General features: G+C 38.3%; 15 protein-coding genes. 12 read left to right on the top strand and 3 right to left on the bottom strand.

Translation table 11 applies throughout. The features are described 5' to 3' along the window. The first annotated feature begins 10 nt into the window (after positions 1-10). The 3 genes from araA to CJ263_RS02665 are packed head-to-tail and all read left to right on the top strand — an operon-like array spanning position 11 to position 4350. Positions 11-1510: an L-arabinose isomerase gene (araA, locus tag CJ263_RS02675; RefSeq protein ID WP_373288263.1), complete on the top strand. Its 1500-nt coding sequence runs from the start codon at positions 11-13 to the stop codon at positions 1508-1510. A 12-nt stretch (positions 1511-1522) separates the two neighbouring features. Beyond that, complete coding sequence (locus CJ263_RS02670) at positions 1523-2707, top strand: aldose epimerase family protein (protein WP_094995848.1); 1185 nt, start codon at positions 1523-1525, stop codon at positions 2705-2707. 23 nt (positions 2708-2730) lie between these two features. Further along, a complete protein-coding gene (locus CJ263_RS02665) occupies positions 2731-4350 on the top strand; it encodes a sodium:solute symporter (protein WP_094995847.1) in 1620 nt (539 codons plus the stop codon). A 76-nt stretch (positions 4351-4426) separates the two neighbouring features. On the opposite strand, the gene CJ263_RS02660 is transcribed toward CJ263_RS02665, so the two are convergent. From CJ263_RS02660 to CJ263_RS02650, 3 genes are read right to left on the bottom strand one after another with little or no spacing between them, the layout of a single operon-like run. Then, positions 4427-6988: a TonB-dependent receptor gene (locus CJ263_RS02660; RefSeq protein ID WP_094995846.1), complete on the bottom strand. Its 2562-nt coding sequence runs from the start codon at positions 6986-6988 to the stop codon at positions 4427-4429. A gap of 3 nt (positions 6989-6991) precedes the next feature. Beyond that, complete coding sequence (locus CJ263_RS02655) at positions 6992-7906, bottom strand: FecR family protein (protein WP_158657062.1); 915 nt, start codon at positions 7904-7906, stop codon at positions 6992-6994. A gap of 50 nt (positions 7907-7956) precedes the next feature. Next, complete coding sequence (locus CJ263_RS02650; RefSeq protein WP_094995844.1) at positions 7957-8478, bottom strand: RNA polymerase sigma factor; 522 nt, start codon at positions 8476-8478, stop codon at positions 7957-7959. Positions 8479-8591: 113 nt separating this feature from the next. On the opposite strand from CJ263_RS02650, the gene CJ263_RS02645 reads away from it, so the two are divergent. The 9 genes from CJ263_RS02645 to CJ263_RS02605 all read left to right on the top strand — a co-directional run bounded on the left by CJ263_RS02645 (position 8592) and on the right by CJ263_RS02605 (position 17359). After that, positions 8592-9035, top strand: a complete 444-nt coding sequence (locus tag CJ263_RS02645; RefSeq protein WP_188669408.1) for a thioredoxin family protein — start codon at positions 8592-8594, stop codon at positions 9033-9035. Positions 9036-9050: 15 nt separating this feature from the next. Continuing rightward, a complete protein-coding gene (locus CJ263_RS02640) occupies positions 9051-9266 on the top strand; it encodes a DUF4266 domain-containing protein (protein ID WP_229702341.1) in 216 nt (71 codons plus the stop codon). Positions 9267-9318: 52 nt separating this feature from the next. Further along, a complete protein-coding gene (locus tag CJ263_RS02635; RefSeq protein WP_229702342.1) occupies positions 9319-10758 on the top strand; it encodes a DUF3570 domain-containing protein in 1440 nt (479 codons plus the stop codon). Positions 10759-10798: 40 nt separating this feature from the next. After that, entirely contained in the window at positions 10799-12766 is a 1968-nt protein-coding gene (locus tag CJ263_RS02630; protein WP_094995841.1) for an LTA synthase family protein, read from the top strand. Next, on the top strand, positions 12763-13653 hold the full coding sequence (locus tag CJ263_RS02625; protein ID WP_094995840.1) for a diacylglycerol/lipid kinase family protein: 891 nt from the start codon (positions 12763-12765) through the stop codon (positions 13651-13653). The genes CJ263_RS02630 and CJ263_RS02625 overlap by 4 nt, the downstream gene beginning before the upstream one ends. Before the next feature lie 156 nt (positions 13654-13809). Further along, positions 13810-14250, top strand: coding sequence for a DsrE family protein (locus CJ263_RS02620; RefSeq protein WP_094995839.1), 441 nt, complete (start codon positions 13810-13812; stop codon positions 14248-14250). Between the two features lie 388 nt (positions 14251-14638). Next, positions 14639-15436: a hypothetical protein gene (locus tag CJ263_RS02615; RefSeq protein ID WP_158657061.1), complete on the top strand. Its 798-nt coding sequence runs from the start codon at positions 14639-14641 to the stop codon at positions 15434-15436. Positions 15437-15508: 72 nt separating this feature from the next. After that, the gene (locus CJ263_RS21420) at positions 15509-15745 is read left to right on the top strand and encodes a helix-turn-helix domain-containing protein (RefSeq protein WP_158657060.1); all 237 of its coding nucleotides are present in this window, start codon (positions 15509-15511) and stop codon (positions 15743-15745) included. A gap of 135 nt (positions 15746-15880) precedes the next feature. Continuing rightward, entirely contained in the window at positions 15881-17359 is a 1479-nt protein-coding gene (locus CJ263_RS02605; RefSeq protein ID WP_158657059.1) for a serine hydrolase, read from the top strand. Positions 17360-17494 lie beyond the last annotated feature (135 nt).

The raw sequence follows: 17494 nt of genomic DNA, 5'->3' as shown, positions 1-17494 counted from the left end.
AATTAAATATATGGCAGAGAAGGAAATTTGGTTTGTAACGGGAAGCCAACATTTATATGGACCTGAGACATTAAATCAGGTAGCTGAAAATTCACAGGAAATAGTTAAGGGCTTAAATGCCTCCAAACATATACCAATTCAAATAGTTTATAAGCCAACGGTAAAGACCCCTCAAGAAATTACAGATGTCTGCTTGGAAGCAAGTTCAAATAAAAATTGCATCGGTATTATTACTTGGATGCATACGTTCTCTCCTGCTAAAATGTGGATTAAGGGATTGAGCGTATTGAACAAACCCTTATGCCACCTACATACACAGTTCAATGCGGAAGTACCATGGGAGTCCATAGACATGGACTTTATGAACTTGAACCAATCCGCACACGGAGATCGGGAATTCGGTCATATCATGACCCGCATGCGCAAAAACAGAAAAATAGTAGTTGGGCATTGGCAGACGGAAAGAGTACAACAAAAATTGGGGAATTGGATGCGTGTTGCTTTAGGATGGTATGAATTTCAAAATCTTAAGGTTGCTCGTTTGGGTGATAATATGAGGGAAGTGGCCGTCACCGAAGGAGACAAAGTGGAAGCACAGTATCGCTTTGGTTTCTCAGTGAACGGTTATGATTCTTCGGATGTAATTGCACATATGGAAAAATTGAGCCAAGAAGATATTGATGCCTTGGTACAAGAATATGAAGATTCCTACAAACTAAGCGATAAACTCAAAGTAGGAGGGGAGCAGAGACAGTCATTAGTAGAGGCTGCCAAAATTGAATTGGGACTTCGGTCATTTTTGGAAGAAGGAAATTTTACAGCATTCACGGATACCTTTGAAAACTTAGGTGAACTGAAACAACTTCCTGGTATTGCCACCCAAAGGTTGATGGCTGATGGCTACGGATTTGGTGCTGAAGGAGATTGGAAGACATCGGCATTACTGAGGGCATTGAAGGTGATGGCCTCCGATATGGAGGGAGGAACATCCTTTATGGAAGACTATACGTATCATTTTACACCGGAAAAATCATATGTGATGGGATCTCATATGTTAGAAATCTGTCCATCTATTGCAGATGGTAAACCATCATGTGAAGTGCATCCATTGGGAATAGGAGGTAAGGAAGATCCTGTTCGTTTGGTTTTTAACTCTCCTGCCGGTCCTGCAATCAATGTTTCATTGGTCGATTTGGGCAACCGTTTTAGATTGATCGTGAATGAAGTAGAGGCCGTGGAACCAATGGGAAAATTACCTAATTTGCCAGTGGCAAGGGTACTATGGGATGCGCATCCCAATTTGGAAGTGGCCGCTACGGGATGGATTTTGGCTGGAGGTGCCCATCATACGGTATATACTCAAGCGTTGACGACCGAATTTATAGAGGATTTTGCGGAAATGGCCGGAATTGAATTAGTGGTCATCGATAAGGATACGACGATTAGAAACCTAAAAGACCAATTGAACGCAAATGAAGCATATTTTCATTTGTTTAAAAACAACATGTAAAAAACTTTTACCATGAAACGAGTAACCAATTTATTCTATGCAATCGCATTATTGTCTACAGTTGCAATTAACGTGAATTGCAAAGGGAAAACAGAAAATAAAAAGAACGTGGAAATGCCAGAAGAAACAATTGAAACAGTAACGATAACACAAAGTGATTATGGAGAAACGCAGGATGGTGAAAAAGTGACTATGTTTTCGCTTAAAAATGAGGGAGGAATTGAGGTGGATATTATCACCTACGGTGGTAGGATTACCTCTTTGAGAACCCCAGACAAGGATGGAAACATGGAAAATGTAGTCCTAGGCTTTGATGATTTGGCCCAATATGAAAAGGACAATCCTTTCTTTGGGGCATTAATCGGAAGATATGGCAACCGTATTGCTAAAGGAAAGTTCAGCATTGGTGAAGAAGACTACACCTTGGCACAAAACAATGGGGAAAATAGCTTGCATGGAGGTATAAAAGGTTTTGATAAGCAAGTTTGGGATGCCAAGACCGAGGAGGGAAACGATTCTGTCTCGTTGATATTAACATATTTAAGTAAAGACATGGAAGAGGGCTTTCCCGGAAACCTAAGTACCACGGTAACCTACACCCTACACAATAATAATTCCTTGGATGTACTCTATGAAGCTACAACGGATAAGGCCACCGTGGTGAACCTTACGCAGCACGCCTATTTTAATTTATCGGGAGATTTTTCCAACACTATTTTGGACCATGTAGTTGAAATTGACGCGGATGCATATTTACCGGTTGATAGTGGTCTGATCCCTACCGGAGAGTTGAGGCCGGTTGAAGGAACTCCTTTTGATTTTAGGGAACCCAAGACGGTAGGTCAGGATATTTCCGAAGAGAACGAACAATTAAAATTGGGAGGCGGTTATGATCACTGTTGGGTATTGAACGATCAACAGGCGGGTTTTAGAAAAGTGGCAAGCGCTTATCACCCTGCAACTGGTAGATTTTTGGAGGTCTCCACGGATGAGCCGGGTATTCAGTTCTATACTGGAAATTTCTTGGACGGCACACTTCCGGCCCCAAATAATGGAATTTACGGTAAAAGGAGCGGACTTTGTTTGGAGACCCAACATTACCCAGATTCTCCAAATCAAGAGGAATTCCCCTCAGTGGTATTAAATCCTGGGGAAAAATATGTTACGAAAACAACATTTAAATTAACGACCAAATAACGGCAAAACTAAACCAATTAATTATGCAAACACTTGATACTTTTGACTGGGTAGCCATTGTATTTTACTTTTTAATCCTTCTGGGAATAGCCGTGTGGGTCATCAGAAAAAAAGAGGATAATACGGAAGACTATTTTTTGGCCGGCCGTAATGTAGGCTGGTTCGTAGTGGGTGCTTCCATTTTTGCGTCCAACATTGGTTCAGAACATGTGGTGGGTCTTGCAGGAGCTGGGGCCAGCGATAAGCTCCCTATGTTGATATATGAAATCCACGCCTGGATCGTATTGATTCTAGGTTGGGTGTTCCTTCCTTTTTATGCCCGTAGTGGTGTGTTCACCATGCCTGAGTTTTTGGAAAAACGGTTTGATGCCCGCTCTCGCTGGGTATTGTCCATCTTTTCCATTGTGGCGTATGTACTGACGAAAATATCCGTTACTATTTATGCTGGTGGGGTCGTAGTTTCCGCTTTATTGGGAATCGACTTTTGGACAGGAGCTATCGCCACGGTAATATTAACCGGTATTTATACCGTTTTGGGTGGAATGCGAGCCGTAGTTTATACAGAAACACTTCAGGCCGTTCTCTTGGTCTTGGGAGCTGCGGTTCTTACCTATTTAGGTCTTGAAAAAGTAGGGGGATGGGGTAGTCTGGTAGAAACCGTAAAGCCGGAATATTTGAATATGTGGAGACCACCTAGTGACCCGGATTTTCCTTGGCCTTCCTTGGTGATTTCCAGTACCATCGTTGGAATTTGGTATTGGTGTACCGACCAGTACATCGTGCAAAGGGCATTGACCGCAAAAAATATAAAAGAAGGTAGAAGGGGTACCATTTTTGGGGCCGTTATGAAACTGATGCCCGTATTCCTGTTCCTAATTCCAGGGGTCATCGCCTTGGCTTTAAAAATGAAGGGAGAATTACATTGGGACTCCCCGGATGAAGCATTTCCCGTATTGATGAGCAATGTGTTGCCTTCTGGTTTGCGAGGTCTTGTAGCTGCCGGTCTATTGGCGGCCTTGATGAGTTCATTGGCCTCGGTATTTAACTCGGTATCCACATTATTTACTGTAGATATTTATAAAAAATTAAGACCCAATACCCCAGAAAAGAAATTGGTGCGTACAGGTCAGTTGGCCACTGTAGTAGTGGTTTTTATAGGTATTATTTGGATACCTATCATGGCGAATATTTCCGGGGTACTTTATGAATATTTACAGAGCGTACAATCTTATATTGCCCCTCCGATAACTGCCGTGTTCCTTTTAGGTATTTTTCACAAGCGAATTAATGGTTTAGGAGCTTTTGCTACATTGATTATGGGTATTATCGTTGCTGCCATCCGAATCGTTTTGGAATTGATAAAGGGAGATTTGGATCCCGATGGATTTTTGTACAAAATGGGTAGCATGAACTTTTTGACCTTTGGGGCCTGGTTCTTTTTGGTATGTGTGGTATTTGCAGTGGTGACCAGTTTTTTTGCTCCGGCACCATCGGCCGAGCAGGTGGCCAACTTAACCTTTGGAACCATTAGCGAAGAAGAAAAAAGTAAAAATAAAAATAGTTACAATTGGAAGGACATTGTTATCTCCATATTGGTTTTAGCAGTAGTAGTCGGTGTTATGATATTTTTCAATGGAAAGTAAATTATAATTACTTGAGCTAGTTTGATATAATAATGGTAAAATTATGCCAGGCTCTTGAGCCTGGCTTTTTTATCCCCTAAAAGAAAAACCGTAAATTCATATTTGGGGTAAAGCCCAATGACTTTCTGTGAATGGCTTGTTCCAATTTTAATACTTCATTTTCTTGCATGACCCTATATACAATGGATAGCGGTATTCTTCGGTCATATAGGTTGAGGGCAGAAAATCCAAATTGAACCCTGCCTCCCCTTTGGTTCAATTCCATATCATAGGTTAATGATGCGTCGAGTCTGTGATACGAGGGAAGTCTTATACTGTTTACAGCCCCAAATGTAACGGTACCGGTTTCTTCATTATAGGTTTCTATGGGGGTCAAAGGTTTTCCAGTCCTATATTGCCAACCTAATGAAAGCTCAAGATTCAAAAGTTTTAAACTATTCGAAATTCTAAAATTATGTGTGATATCGTTATTGCCGGGAAAATCACCATCATTAATCTCATCAAAGGTATATTCAATAGTATTGAAAGTGTAGCCTAGCCATAGCCTATAGTCCTCAATTCTTTTTTTGACAAGTACATCCGCTCCCACAACGGAACTTTGGCCACTGGAAAGGAAAGGCTGGGGTAAATTGAATCCCTGACTAAAACTAGTAAGTCCGATAAGCTTTCTGACATACCCCTCCACATCCAGGGTCCAACCATTTTTATGATAAAGAAGACCCATTGAAATTTGATTGCTCTGTAAAAGTGGATATTCATTATTGTCCGATAGCCTCCAAAGGTTGTTTTCCAAACGCAGTTCTGTTTGGTTGAATTCTATAATTTGTGAAACTGGCTGATTTCTTCTTTCGATTCCGGCATAAAGTCGAAGAGAATTGGAAAACGCTAATTCTGAATTCAATCTAGGCTCCAAATAAATATTGCCTAGGCTACCATAGTGAACTGTACGTAGGCCTAGGTCAACATGGCTTCCGTTCTTGAATTTAAAAAGATACTCCCCAAATAAGGCATTTTTAAAATTGCTTTCCTCGGAATTGAGATTTATTTCGGTTTCGCCATCAACCATAGAATTTTCACTTAGATTTACTTCCAATTTGGTATTGGATAATTGATAACCAAACCTCAATTCGTTCCCATTGGATAGGTTTCTTTCCGACCTTATGGAAAGACCTATGTCACTTATTCTATTGGCCCTAGTATTGGCTTCTTCCAATGTTTGGTCCAAATACTCCACATTGTCATATTGGGAATCATAGGACGAAAAATAGGCCACGATTTCATCTGTCTGCGAGGGTGAGGATGTATGTGTCCAAGCCGCACTTATTCCACCATTACCTGTGGCTAATGAATCACTGCTAATTTCCCCGGAATTCAAAAATGAAAAATAGGTTTTATTACGTGTCATCAGGGCGCTTACCTCTATTTGATCCTTTAAGGAAGGTTGATAGATATATTTCGCATTTACATCATAGAACTTAAATTCATTGGTGCTGGTTTCAGGGGTATATTCATTATCCGTGTTAATGTTTAATGGATTTCCGTAACGATATTTTGTTATTCCGGTATTGTCAAATATTTTTTTAGCAAAGCCTTCATAGGTGGGACTTTGGTAAAAGTCGGTATAGGCCCTTCTACCGTAAACAAATAGTGATGCCTTAGGGTTCAAGGGTGTTTTGAGGTAACCATCAAAACTCAGACCGTCCAGCCCAAAACCTCCGGAGGTGTTTTGAACAAGGTTTTCATCCGTTCTGATATCGATAACGCCTGAGATTCTGTCTCCATATACTGGGCTTGTCCCTGATTTATATACAGTGGCGTTTTGAGTGGCATAGGGGTTGAACCTGGAGAGCATACCATATAGATAGCCCGTATTAAAAATCCTGATATTATCGAACAAGACCAGGTTTTGGTCGGAAGATCCTCCATGAATCTGTATATCCGAAGCGGATTCGTCCAAACTGGTAACCCCGGGGATAACTTGGATGCTTTGTAAAATATCAGGGGTGGTTAGCCCTGGCAACAATCCTAAAGGTTTCTTGCCCAAGGTAATGGAGCCATTGGTATTACGGTCTATTCCCGTGGTTATATACCCTGTGACTACGACTCCTTCCAACTCGCTATATTTTGGGGAAAGGTAGACTTGTTGGCAATAGTCCCTTTTTTGAATGATGGCCGCTTCATAACCACTTACTTTAATGAGGACATTGGACAGGTCATCGCCATTAAACCTCACAAAGCCCTTTTTGTCTGAGGCAATAAATTCTGTAGAGTCAATGATGACCGTAGAATAACTAATGGGCAATTTTGTTTCATTATCCAGTAATGATAGACAAATCTCGTCGCCAACCCCAATAGGGCTTACTATAATTTGGTTTTGGTCAAGTTGCTCAAACCTGAGTCCCGTTTGAGCTTCCAATATGTCCAAAAGACCGGTGATGTCTATTGTTTCAATTTGTAATGAAACCGTTTTGTCCGCAACCAAATCTTCTGCGAAGGAAAATTTGAGGTTGTTTCTGGTCTCCAAATTCAGCATAACTTCCTTTAGAGGGGTGTTCACAAAAGTGTATGGTCCTTCCTGGGCAAAGGTTGTTCCCATGCCTAGGAATAACAGCATTATTACCAATACAATACGAATCATGTCTTAGTTGGACAAGGTAATGATTCTTTTGTCTTCGGAAATACTATATGAAATTCCCATGGGATCCATAGTTGATTTTAAGGCGCTCTCTAGGTTTGAATGTGTAAATTGACCAGTAAACAAACGTTCCGTATCTATTGTGCCCATATCAAATTTGATAGGATATTGTATGCTGAGTTCTTCCAATACCTCAGAAAATGGTCTTTGGGTAAACGATGAAAAACCACTTTTCCAATCTGGCTGATTGTTTAACAATGAACTTTTTAAAAGTTCATTTTCACTTAACTCCAGCTGCATTCCTTCTGAGAGCTGAACGGGGTTTAGATTGTTACTATTTGGTGTAAATGAAATTTGACCTTCATAACACTGGACCTTAAAATGATTTCTGTTTCGAACGTTGAATGAAGTACCCAAAACTTGTATTTCTCCCTGATCCGTTTCAACGGTAAAAGGAGCGCCTGAATTTATCTTGAAATACCCTTCCCCTGTGAGTACAACGCTACGCTCATCATTCCATTGAAATCTTTTATAGGAAAGCGAAGAGTTGGCGTTTAGTTCAACTGATGAGCCGTCGGCCAATAGGATGGTTTCTGTTTCTCCAATTCCGGTGGAATAGGTTTTGTTTCCAAAAATAAAGATGTAGGTTCCAAAAAGAATAAGAAAAGAAGCAGCAATCGATGCAACCCACAATAGGCGTCTAACAGGCACTATTTTCTTGGATTCCAGCAGTCTGGATTTTAATTTGACCAAGGCCTTTTCCGTATCAATTTCCGGTCCTGTAAGATTCCCTGTTTGTTGATCGATGACCATGAATTGCCTATAGACATCGGAAGTTTCAAAAGCATCTTTTTCTTCTTTTGTCAATTCATTGGCGACCCATCTGGTCAAAAAATCCTCGTTGGTGTATTTTTCATTCATAGGCATTTACCTTCTTATATAAAGGACAGTTTCACAATGGATTACCCTACTTAAAACTTTAGGTCATTTCCTAAGACCTCCCTTAATTGCAGTAATGCTTTGCTTATTCTACGTTCCACACCTTTCACCCCAATGCCTACTATTTGGGAAATTTCCAGATAGGATTTTTTTTCCATTCTGCTTAATAGATAGACCTCCCGCTGCTTTTCCGGTAAATTGGCTATGGCCTTTTTTAATTTTTCCCGAAACTCTTCCATTTCCAAAAGATATTCAGGAGTTGCGTTGTCGGTATCGGTTTCTTTCGTCCTTAAATGTTTTAAAACTACTTTTTCATGTGCCTTTTCATTGAGGAAAGTGTTGTTTGCCGCCCTATATATGTAGGCTTTTACTTTTGAGAAGGAAACGCTTGCACAAAGCTCCCACAATTTTACAAATACATTTTGAACGATATCTTCTGCTTGCTGAAGATTACCACATTTATAATAAAGGTACCTGGTTACCGTATCATAGTGGTTCCTAAATATTTGATCGTAGGTTTCCTGATCGCAAATTGATGGTTCTTGTTCAGACATTATGCTATTAAGGTCATAGTAATTGTATGTGGAAAACAAAAATAAACAGAAAAAATAGGGTAGGTACACTTATGACTGTCTTATGAGTGTAAAGAAGATAAATTTTAGATAATATGAGTTTTAAAAAATCACAGATCCTTGGCTTGGTGGCAGTCTTATTTATGTTCAATGGTTTATTTGGTCAGGATTGGCAAACAGATTTGGAAAAGGCACAGAAATTAGCCGTGGAAGGCCACAAAAATATTGTTTTGGTTTTTCAAGGGTCAGATTGGTGTGCTCCCTGTATTAAATTGGATCGCGAAATCTGGAGTACCGAGGAGTTTCAACATTTGGCGAAGGACAAATTCGTAATGCTAAAGGCAGATTTTCCAAGACGACAAAAGAACAAGCTACCATCCGATCAGGAAGAACAAAATAAAGAATTGGCCTCCCGGTACAATCCCAAGGGTTATTTCCCTTACGTAGTGGTGATGGAAGCTTCGGGTAAGGTATTGGGAGATGCCGGCTACGAAAAAACCACGCCCAAGGAATATTTCCAAAAATTAAGTTCCCTATAAACAACTAAGATTTCTATGCGACTAAAAATGGTGATAATCGCCCTTTGCGTCTTTTGCTGTACAACATCCTGTACGGTATTGAAAGAGTACGAAAAGGTAAATATTAATGATCCGGATATGGTTTTGGCGGATAAAAAACTGATGAAATTTGAGACCGCGTATCAAGTATATCGGGAAGGTGCCTCTGGAGGGAATGGCGGAAAAACAGGTGGAGGTTGTGGCTGTAATTAAAAGGATCAATCTAGTTCTGGTTTTTTGTTTTTTCTTGGGTCTATTCTTTGGAATGGCGCAACAAGAAAATTCGGGGGCCTATAAAAAGCGCGTGCTGGAGTCCACTGAAGTGGATATCCTCTCAAGCTATTATAACCAGGATGGAAACAATGCCTCTGTTACGGGGGGCATTGGTAGCGAGGCCTTAAATGACCTGGCATCCTCCATTATTGTAAGCATTCCTCTTAATGAAGATGACGTACTCAGTGTGGATGTAGGCATATCTACCTATACCTCTGCTTCATCAAGTAATTTGAATCCCTTTGACGGTGCACATGCTTCCGGAGTGCTTAGTGGTGCCTCTAGATCGGCTGGGGGCAGGGGAGGTGATGACGATGATGAAGGCAGGAATATTGTCAACAATGGCAATGCTACCGGTAGCCCATGGATAGCTTCTACGGGCGCATCACGAAAGGATACCTGGGGGAGTGCCAACGTGGGATATGCACATAGTTCAGACGATAGAAATGAGATTTACAGTGCAAACGCATCCTTTGCTACGGAATATGATTATGTGTCCATGGGCTTTGGAGGTGGTTTCACAAAGTTGTTCAATGAAAAGAATACGGAGGTAAGTTTAAAGGGCAGTGTGTATTTGGATACTTGGCTACCGCAATATCCTACGGAACTAAAATCTTATGTAGAGGTTAATGGTAATTTAAATGCCGGTTTTTTTACGGGTGTTGATATTTTAAATCAAAACGGACAGGTAACCAATAAAAATTCACTGGATACCTGGAGGCCTATCGATGGTTTTTCATTGATTCCGAACAAGAAAAGAAACAGCTATGCCCTGTCCATCGCTTTTTCCCAAATACTTGGCAAGAATACCCAAATGTCCATTTTTGCCGATGTTGTAAAGCAACAAGGCTGGCTGTCCAACCCTATGCAACGGGTCTATTTTGCGGATACGCCAAGCTTCTACATTGGCACAGCTTCGGATATACCCAATTACACTTCCAATCAAAACAGCGGAGTGTTCATGTTGGCCGATGATCTGGAAAGACTACCGGATAGCAGGTTGAAAATTCCTGTGGGAATACGGCTAAATCATTTTTTGAACGAAATTGTTTCCATCCGCACCTACTATAGATATTATTTTGATGATTGGGGATTGACGGCGCATACCCTGAACGCCGAGCTACCTATCAAGGTTTCGGATACGTTTACGTTATATCCGTCCTACAGGTATTATACACAAAATCAAATAGATTATTTCGCTCCGTTTAAAACCCATGTATCAACGAGTCAGTTTTATACTTCAGATTTTGACTTGTCTACCTATGATGCACAACAAATAGGTTTTGGAGTTTCCTATACTGACATATTTACCAAATTCAAAACATTGGGTTTTGGGTTGAAAAGTATCGATTTTAAATATAACAACTATCGGCGCAATACTGGTCTAAAGGCAAATTATGTAGGTATTGGATTCAAGTTTATTCTGGAATGAACCAAGACTTTTAACCACGATAAAAGCACATTGAATAAAGATGAAAATTAGTTTTAATCCCTCAAGGTTCACCCTCATTAATTCTTTTACATTACTTTTTTTAGTGATTTCCTCCATTATTAGGTTCGTTTTCCTTTTTCTGGATTTTGAGGAGGTGGACACTTCTATCATTGGAATATTGAAAATATTTTTTACCGGACTTTTTTTTGATATAGGTACCATTTCCTTCTTTTACGTAACATCTTTACTCTATTTTCTACTACTACCGAAAAGGTGGTATGGTTCTATTCTGGATAGGGTCATCACCTATTTTGGACTTTTTGTAGGCCTATTGATCATTTACTTTTCCTTCTTTGCCGAAATTACATTTTGGGATGAATTCCAGCGGCGATTTAATTTCATAGCCGTGGATTATTTGATCTACACCTATGAGGTGGTAAAGAATATTAATGAATCATATCCATTGCCACTACTAATCGGCGCGATTCTTTTATTGGTAATTGCCACGATACTCTTTTTTTTGAAAAAAGGCGTCTTAAAAAAAACATTTACCTCCGGGGATACCTTCAGGCAAAAACTCATCCCTTCCATAGGGGCCATTTTGATTATGCTATTTTTCACCTTTTATGTAGAAAACGAATTTGCCGAGACTTCTAAAAATCGCTTTAACAATGAATTATCCAAAGCGGGTATTTATTCGTTTTTTGCGGCTTTTAGAAATAATGAGCTCAGTTATAAGGAATTCTATGCCACCATACCGGAGGAGGATGCCTTGGGCAATGTTCAAAAGCAACTTTGTAAAGCTGAAGATAGTCTTGTGAACCCCAAGGAGGGTATCCTTAGGGTGATTAATGGAACCAATGAGAAAAGGCCCAATGTCATACTTATTTGTGTTGAAAGCTTAAGTGCCAAATTTCTGGGCATTTTTGGGAACGAGGATAACCTGACCCCAACCTTGGATTCCCTGGCACGGAAGGAAACCTATTTCTCCAATCTGTATGCTACAGGTACGAGGACGGTGAGAGGCATGGAGGCCATTACATTAAGTATACCGCCCACGCCGGGTAGAAGTATTGTAAAGCGTGAATCCAATCAAGGGCTTTTTACGATTGGGGAGGTTTTTAGGTCTAAAGGGTATAAACGAACTTTTTTTTATGGCGGAGACGGTTATTTTGACAATATGGACAAGTTCTTTAGTGGAAACGGTTTTGATATTGTTGATAGGGGTAGGGGATTTTTGACCTCTGGGGATATTGTAACGGAACGAAAAAACATTGAGGATGATGAGGTAACTTTTGAAAATGCTTGGGGGGTTTGTGATGAGGATATTTTTAATAAGGTATTAAAGGAGGCGGATGAAATGGCTGGGAAGGGAAAACCTTTTTTCAACTTTATTATGACGACCTCTAACCATAAGCCATATACCTATCCCGATGCTAAAATTGATATACCATCGGGCACTGGAAGAAATGGAGCAGTTAAGTACACGGATTTCGCCATTGGTGAATTTTTGAGAAAGGCCAAGAACAAGGAATGGTATGATAATACCGTATTCGTAATAATGGCCGATCATTGTGCTAGCAGTGCAGGGCGTTGGGAATTGGATGTCGCAAATTATCATATACCGGCCATCATCGTAAACTTGGAAGAAGGCCGGGGAAGGGACATAGCCCTGCAATGTTCTCAAATCGATGTGTTTCCAACACTATTCGCACAGCTGGGATGGAATTACACCAGTAATTTATTTGGACAAAATGTGCTGGACAGCATAAAGATGGAACCTAGGGCATTTATAGGTAATTATAGGAAACTGGGGCTCCTAAAAACCGATAAGGTCCTAATCCTGGGAGATGGTAAGGTGGTCAATCAATATCTATGGGACCAAGAGGACAATAGCCTTACAAATCAGCCTTTGGATAGCGCCTTTTTGAAAGAAACCGTATCCTACTATGAAACAGCGGACTTTCTCTATAATAATGATGGGTTAAAAGTAAAACAAGGGAAATGAAGGTAGTCCATTTTATTATTAACCCCATTGCGGGAAAAGGCCAAATCCCCAAAGAATTGGAGAACGTAGCTAATTATTTTCCAAAGAATAAATATCAGGTAGATGTTAAGATATCTAGGTATCCTGGCCATGCCATCCTACTTACAAAGCAATCCGAAAAGGATGGAGCGGATATTATCGTGGCTTGTGGAGGTGATGGTACCATAAATGAAGTGGCTTCATGTCTTGTCAACAAAGAAATAGCCCTGGCCATTGTACCTATTGGGTCGGGAAATGGTTTGGCAGCCAGCTTAAAAATACCCAGAAATGTGCATAAAGCCATATCGATTATCAAAAATCAACCTATACAAACCATTGATGTGGCAACAGTTAATGGAAAACCTTTTTTAAGCAACATGGGAATTGGTTTTGATGCCATGGTAATTTCCAATTTTAACAAATCTAAAAAAAGGAAATTTATGGCATATTTCAAGGCAGTTCTTAAAGCTTTAAAACATCATAGAAATACGGAGCCTTTAAAAGTTGAAATGAATGGAGTTATAATGAAAACCAGTCCATTTATGTTCTTTGTCTCAAATTCTCAGGTAATGGGTTATGATTTGTCCTTGACCAGGATGGCTTCCATGAAGGATGGATTGTTGGATGTGGTTGTAATCGATGCAATTACCAAAGGTGAGATGTTATTTTTAGGAATTTTATTGGTTTTAAGGGCCACTACCTTTTTTAAGAAAATAAAATATTTCAAGGTAAGGGAATTAAAAATTGAGTTTGAAGCGCATAAAAATAAGTACTTCATGCAGGCAGACGGGGAACTACAGACTGTAGAGAATGGTCAATTGGAAGTTAGTTTGCAGGCGAATGGGCTAAAAGTAGTTGCCCCTTATTAAAACATTGTTCTTTTGTTTAAGTGTTAGTGAACAAAGCCTCATGAATTTATAATTCATGGGGTTTTTGTTGTTTACAATTTGTATAATGAAATTTATGGTCAGATACCTTGATTCTTAGTATTTTTAAAGAATGAAATAATTAACTAAACTAATATTATGAAAAGTCTATTTTCAACCCTTTTAATCGCTTTCATTTTCTTTACGACCTCTACGGAAGTTCAAGGTCAAAAGAAATTGGATCAACAGACCGTGGCGGATTTACAAACAACTCCCAAATACGGTTTTGTGCTTACCACGGAGCGTCATTTTAAAGGTGTTTTAAGTATGTATGATTTGCTAATTGCCAACGGTGTTGAAATTGAGGCTTATGAAATTGTGGTCAAAGGCCTTGTCGTAAAGGAACTTATAAAGAACTCTGAATTGGAAAAATTCTTTGAAAAATATAAGGGAAAGGTTAAGGTTAGCGTTTGTAGCGTCGCTATGGAAAAACTAGGCGTTAAGGCAGAGTCTCTTTTCGATGGTTTGGACATCACTCCAACTGCCTCGGTACGGATGCTTCAATTACAGGCTCTTGGATACAATACGTTGACGTACTAAGAGAATTGTTATATAATTCCAAATATCTTCCTTATGGTTTTCATTGAATTTATTTGAAGTACTTAAAAAACTCCTCTACTAAACTTGGCGATTTTTGAGTATAAAAATTCAGTATTTACCTCGAAAGGATTCACATCGGTTTTTCTTAGATATTGCTAACATCGACATCAACTCCACTTTAAGGAATTTGGATTTTTAGTTTGCCAAGAATAGTAATACATTTAAATTAAATCCCTTGGCTTTTGTAGTTTAGCGATTTATGAAAGTTAGTCTTTTACTTCACATATCAATTTTCTGATTTATTTGCGAAAAAACCTATGCTAATCGGATGTTTGGATTGAAATAGATGAAATAAGTAACCTTGGTAAAAGGTAAAATATAATGACAATTGGAATATAAGCTAGACTTTATTCAGAGTATTGGAAAGATTGTTGTTTTTATAATGATATTGCTTTCTGTTTTTCTTTTTACCGTTACAACAAAAAATAAGCTTTCCAATAGACTTTTTGGCGTATACCTTTTGGTGATTGCTTTTGATTTAATTGGTTTTTTTACGAATAAAACCATTCTATATCCAAATCTCCATATTTTAAAAACAGCATCAAGTCTTTTGCAACTTCCTTTGTTTTATCTCTATGTCTTAGCTGCTTGTTATACCAATTTTAAGATAAAGAAAGGGCATATTTTACATGCCCTTTTATTTATCATATTTGTTGTCGTTTTCAAAATATATGGCTTTACACACACAAGTCTTATGATTTTTGAAGTTGTTGGTGAGCTCCAATATTTGGGATACATTATTGCTATATTTCTCGTACTAAGGAAATACAGAACCGTTTATCTAGAGAATTATTCAAATGCAAATTATGCTATATATAAATGGCTAATTCAAATTACGGTACTTTCTTGCATTGCCCACACCTTTGTGCTATTACGATGGTGTTTGTCCAATTCTTTGTATAGGGAATATATTATCAATTTAAATATCTTAATTAGTATATCCGTTTTATTGATAGCAGTATTTTTTGTCTTAAAGGCCTTATACCAACCAGAACTTTTTACGGGTGTAAATATCAACTTGGAACCCATAAAGTTAAGTATTGAAAAGAAGGCTCAACAAACAGCTATTCAAAAAAAGGGGTTGGAAAATAAATATCTTAAGAAGCTGACTACCTTTATGAATTAGGAAAGACCTTATTTAGATTTTGAACTGACCTTACAGAAATTAGCTTCACAAACGGATATACCAGAAAAGGAATTGTCCTTATTGATCAACCATCATTTAGGCAAACATTTTTTTGACTTCATTAATGAATATAGGGTTAATGAAGCCAAAGCCATTTTGGAGAATCCCGACGCTAACCAATTTACCGTACTAGAAATTTTATATCAAGTGGGGTTCAATTCAAAATCGACCTTTTATACTGCCTTCAAAAAGGTTACCAATAAAACGCCGACCCAGTATAGAAAAGAGGCATTCTCTTCAAAAAATTAGTCCGACTTTCTTTACTCGGACTTTTAATTTATCCGGATACTTCAAATTTGTATCGAACTTAAATCATGCAATTTAAAAATGATGGTCTCTTACTATTCGAAACTGATTTCAACTAAATTAAAGATGATTATAAAAATGAAATTTACATACGCATTCGCCTTAGTATTATTTATTCAAATAAGTTTTGGTCAAAAAAACACACCAGAGTTAAAAGGAATTGACAATAACATAGAACTTTTGATGGAGCGTTACCGGGCTGTTGGAGCGGCAGTTGCCATAGTAAAAGATGATAAAGTCGTCTATTCCAAGGGTTTTGGTTATCGTGATTTACAAAATCAACAACCTGTAACTTCAAATACAATTTTTCCCATAGGCTCAACAACGAAAGCCTTTACGGGAACCCTTTTAGGTATTTTAGAATCTAAAGGTCAAGTTTCACTTAAAGACAAACCCAACTTATATATTCCCCAATTTCAATTTTATAATGAGAAAATGGATAACCTAATTACCATTGATGATTTATTAAGTCATCGAAGTGGAATAGGGAATCAAGGCACTTCAGAAGTGTTTTTCCCAAAAAAAGACAAATTAGAAGTTGTTCAACGTCTTAAGTATTTAAAACCTGAAGCCGAAATAAAAAATAGTTTTGAGTACAGTAATATGGGTTATACCCTTGCGGGGACCATTGTTGAACAAATAACAAACAAGAGCTGGGATAGCGTTATTAAAGAAAACCTATTTGAGCCTTTAGAAATGGTTGATTCTTATACCACTTTACAAGAAATGCAGGAATCAAATAATTACGCGATGCCTTATGGCTTATACAAAGGGAACATAGAAAAAGTAAAGTTTGAGGAATTCAATTCCATTAGTCCGGCGGGGGCGATTAAGAGCACCGTAAATGATCTATCAAATTGGATGTTAACTTGGTTAAATAATGGTGTATTTAATGAAAAACAGGTCATTCCACAAAATTATATACGTGAAGCTACAAGGCTTCAAAATATCAATGAAGATAGTTATGAGAAAGATGCTTTTTTATTTGGTGAAGGATACGGCTGGCGTTTAAGAAGTGCATATGGGTATTATAGAGTAGATCATGGGGGAAACACATTTGGTTTTAGCTCAAGTTTGGTCATGTTTCCTTTTGAAAAAATAGGTATTGTAGTATTAACCAATCAAGATAATTCTGAATTGCCCTATATGATTATAGATAATATTACTAGAAAGTTATTCAAACTTGATTCATATCCCATAGAATACCCTGTGGTAGTAAAAGATATTTTTAGGCCTGATATGGACGAAAAGGGACTCAATAATGATAAATTACCAACTCATGATTTAAATGCTTTTTGCGGAACGTATGAAGCAAAAGGCTATGGAAAAATTAAAGTAATAAGCGAAGAGGACGCGCTATTTGTAATTTTACCAACCTTTAAATTTAAATTAGAACATTTAAATTATAATTCATTCTTTTTTAAGGCGACAGACCAGTTCAAGGAAGTTTTTAACCCGCAATTCACCATTCAATTCCTAAATAATATACAAGGTGAGGTTTCGCAATTAAAAATGTATTCACAAAAGGAACCTGTGGAGTTTCATAAAAAAACATAATCATTGTGCTTAAAGTATTCAAGTGAATTTAAAATCCATGAAAGACTTACAATAAATTTTCCCATTACTATCGTTTATGAGGGGAACCTGATTTCTATAATGTCAATGTCTGCTGTGAAAGTAGGAAGTATTAAA

The sequence above is a fragment of the Maribacter cobaltidurans genome, assembly GCF_002269385.1.
Taxonomy (GTDB): domain Bacteria; phylum Bacteroidota; class Bacteroidia; order Flavobacteriales; family Flavobacteriaceae; genus Maribacter; species Maribacter cobaltidurans.
The sequence above is the reverse complement of the archived record's forward strand: the minus strand, read 5'-3'. Positions and strand labels throughout refer to the sequence as shown.

Bases quoted from the DNA above. Each gene is read 5' to 3' on its own strand.
- CJ263_RS02645 (WP_188669408.1), top strand. From the start codon at position 8,592: ATGAGTTTTAAAAAATCACAGATCCTTGGCTTGGTGGCAGTCTTATTT.
- araA (WP_373288263.1), top strand. From the start codon at position 11: ATGGCAGAGAAGGAAATTTGGTTTGTAACGGGAAGCCAACATTTATAT.
- CJ263_RS02670 (WP_094995848.1), top strand. From the start codon at position 1,523: ATGAAACGAGTAACCAATTTATTCTATGCAATCGCATTATTGTCTACA.
- CJ263_RS02640 (WP_229702341.1), top strand. From the start codon at position 9,051: ATGCGACTAAAAATGGTGATAATCGCCCTTTGCGTCTTTTGCTGTACA.
- CJ263_RS02635 (WP_229702342.1), top strand. From the start codon at position 9,319: ATGGCGCAACAAGAAAATTCGGGGGCCTATAAAAAGCGCGTGCTGGAG.
- CJ263_RS02605 (WP_158657059.1), top strand. From the start codon at position 15,881: ATGAAATTTACATACGCATTCGCCTTAGTATTATTTATTCAAATAAGT.
- CJ263_RS02625 (WP_094995840.1), top strand. From the start codon at position 12,763: ATGAAGGTAGTCCATTTTATTATTAACCCCATTGCGGGAAAAGGCCAA.
- CJ263_RS02665 (WP_094995847.1), top strand. From the start codon at position 2,731: ATGCAAACACTTGATACTTTTGACTGGGTAGCCATTGTATTTTACTTT.
- CJ263_RS02630 (WP_094995841.1), top strand. From the start codon at position 10,799: ATGAAAATTAGTTTTAATCCCTCAAGGTTCACCCTCATTAATTCTTTT.
- CJ263_RS02660 (WP_094995846.1), bottom strand. From the start codon at position 6,988: ATGATTCGTATTGTATTGGTAATAATGCTGTTATTCCTAGGCATGGGA.
- CJ263_RS02620 (WP_094995839.1), top strand. From the start codon at position 13,810: ATGAAAAGTCTATTTTCAACCCTTTTAATCGCTTTCATTTTCTTTACG.
- CJ263_RS02650 (WP_094995844.1), bottom strand. From the start codon at position 8,478: ATGTCTGAACAAGAACCATCAATTTGCGATCAGGAAACCTACGATCAA.
- CJ263_RS02655 (WP_158657062.1), bottom strand. From the start codon at position 7,906: ATGAATGAAAAATACACCAACGAGGATTTTTTGACCAGATGGGTCGCC.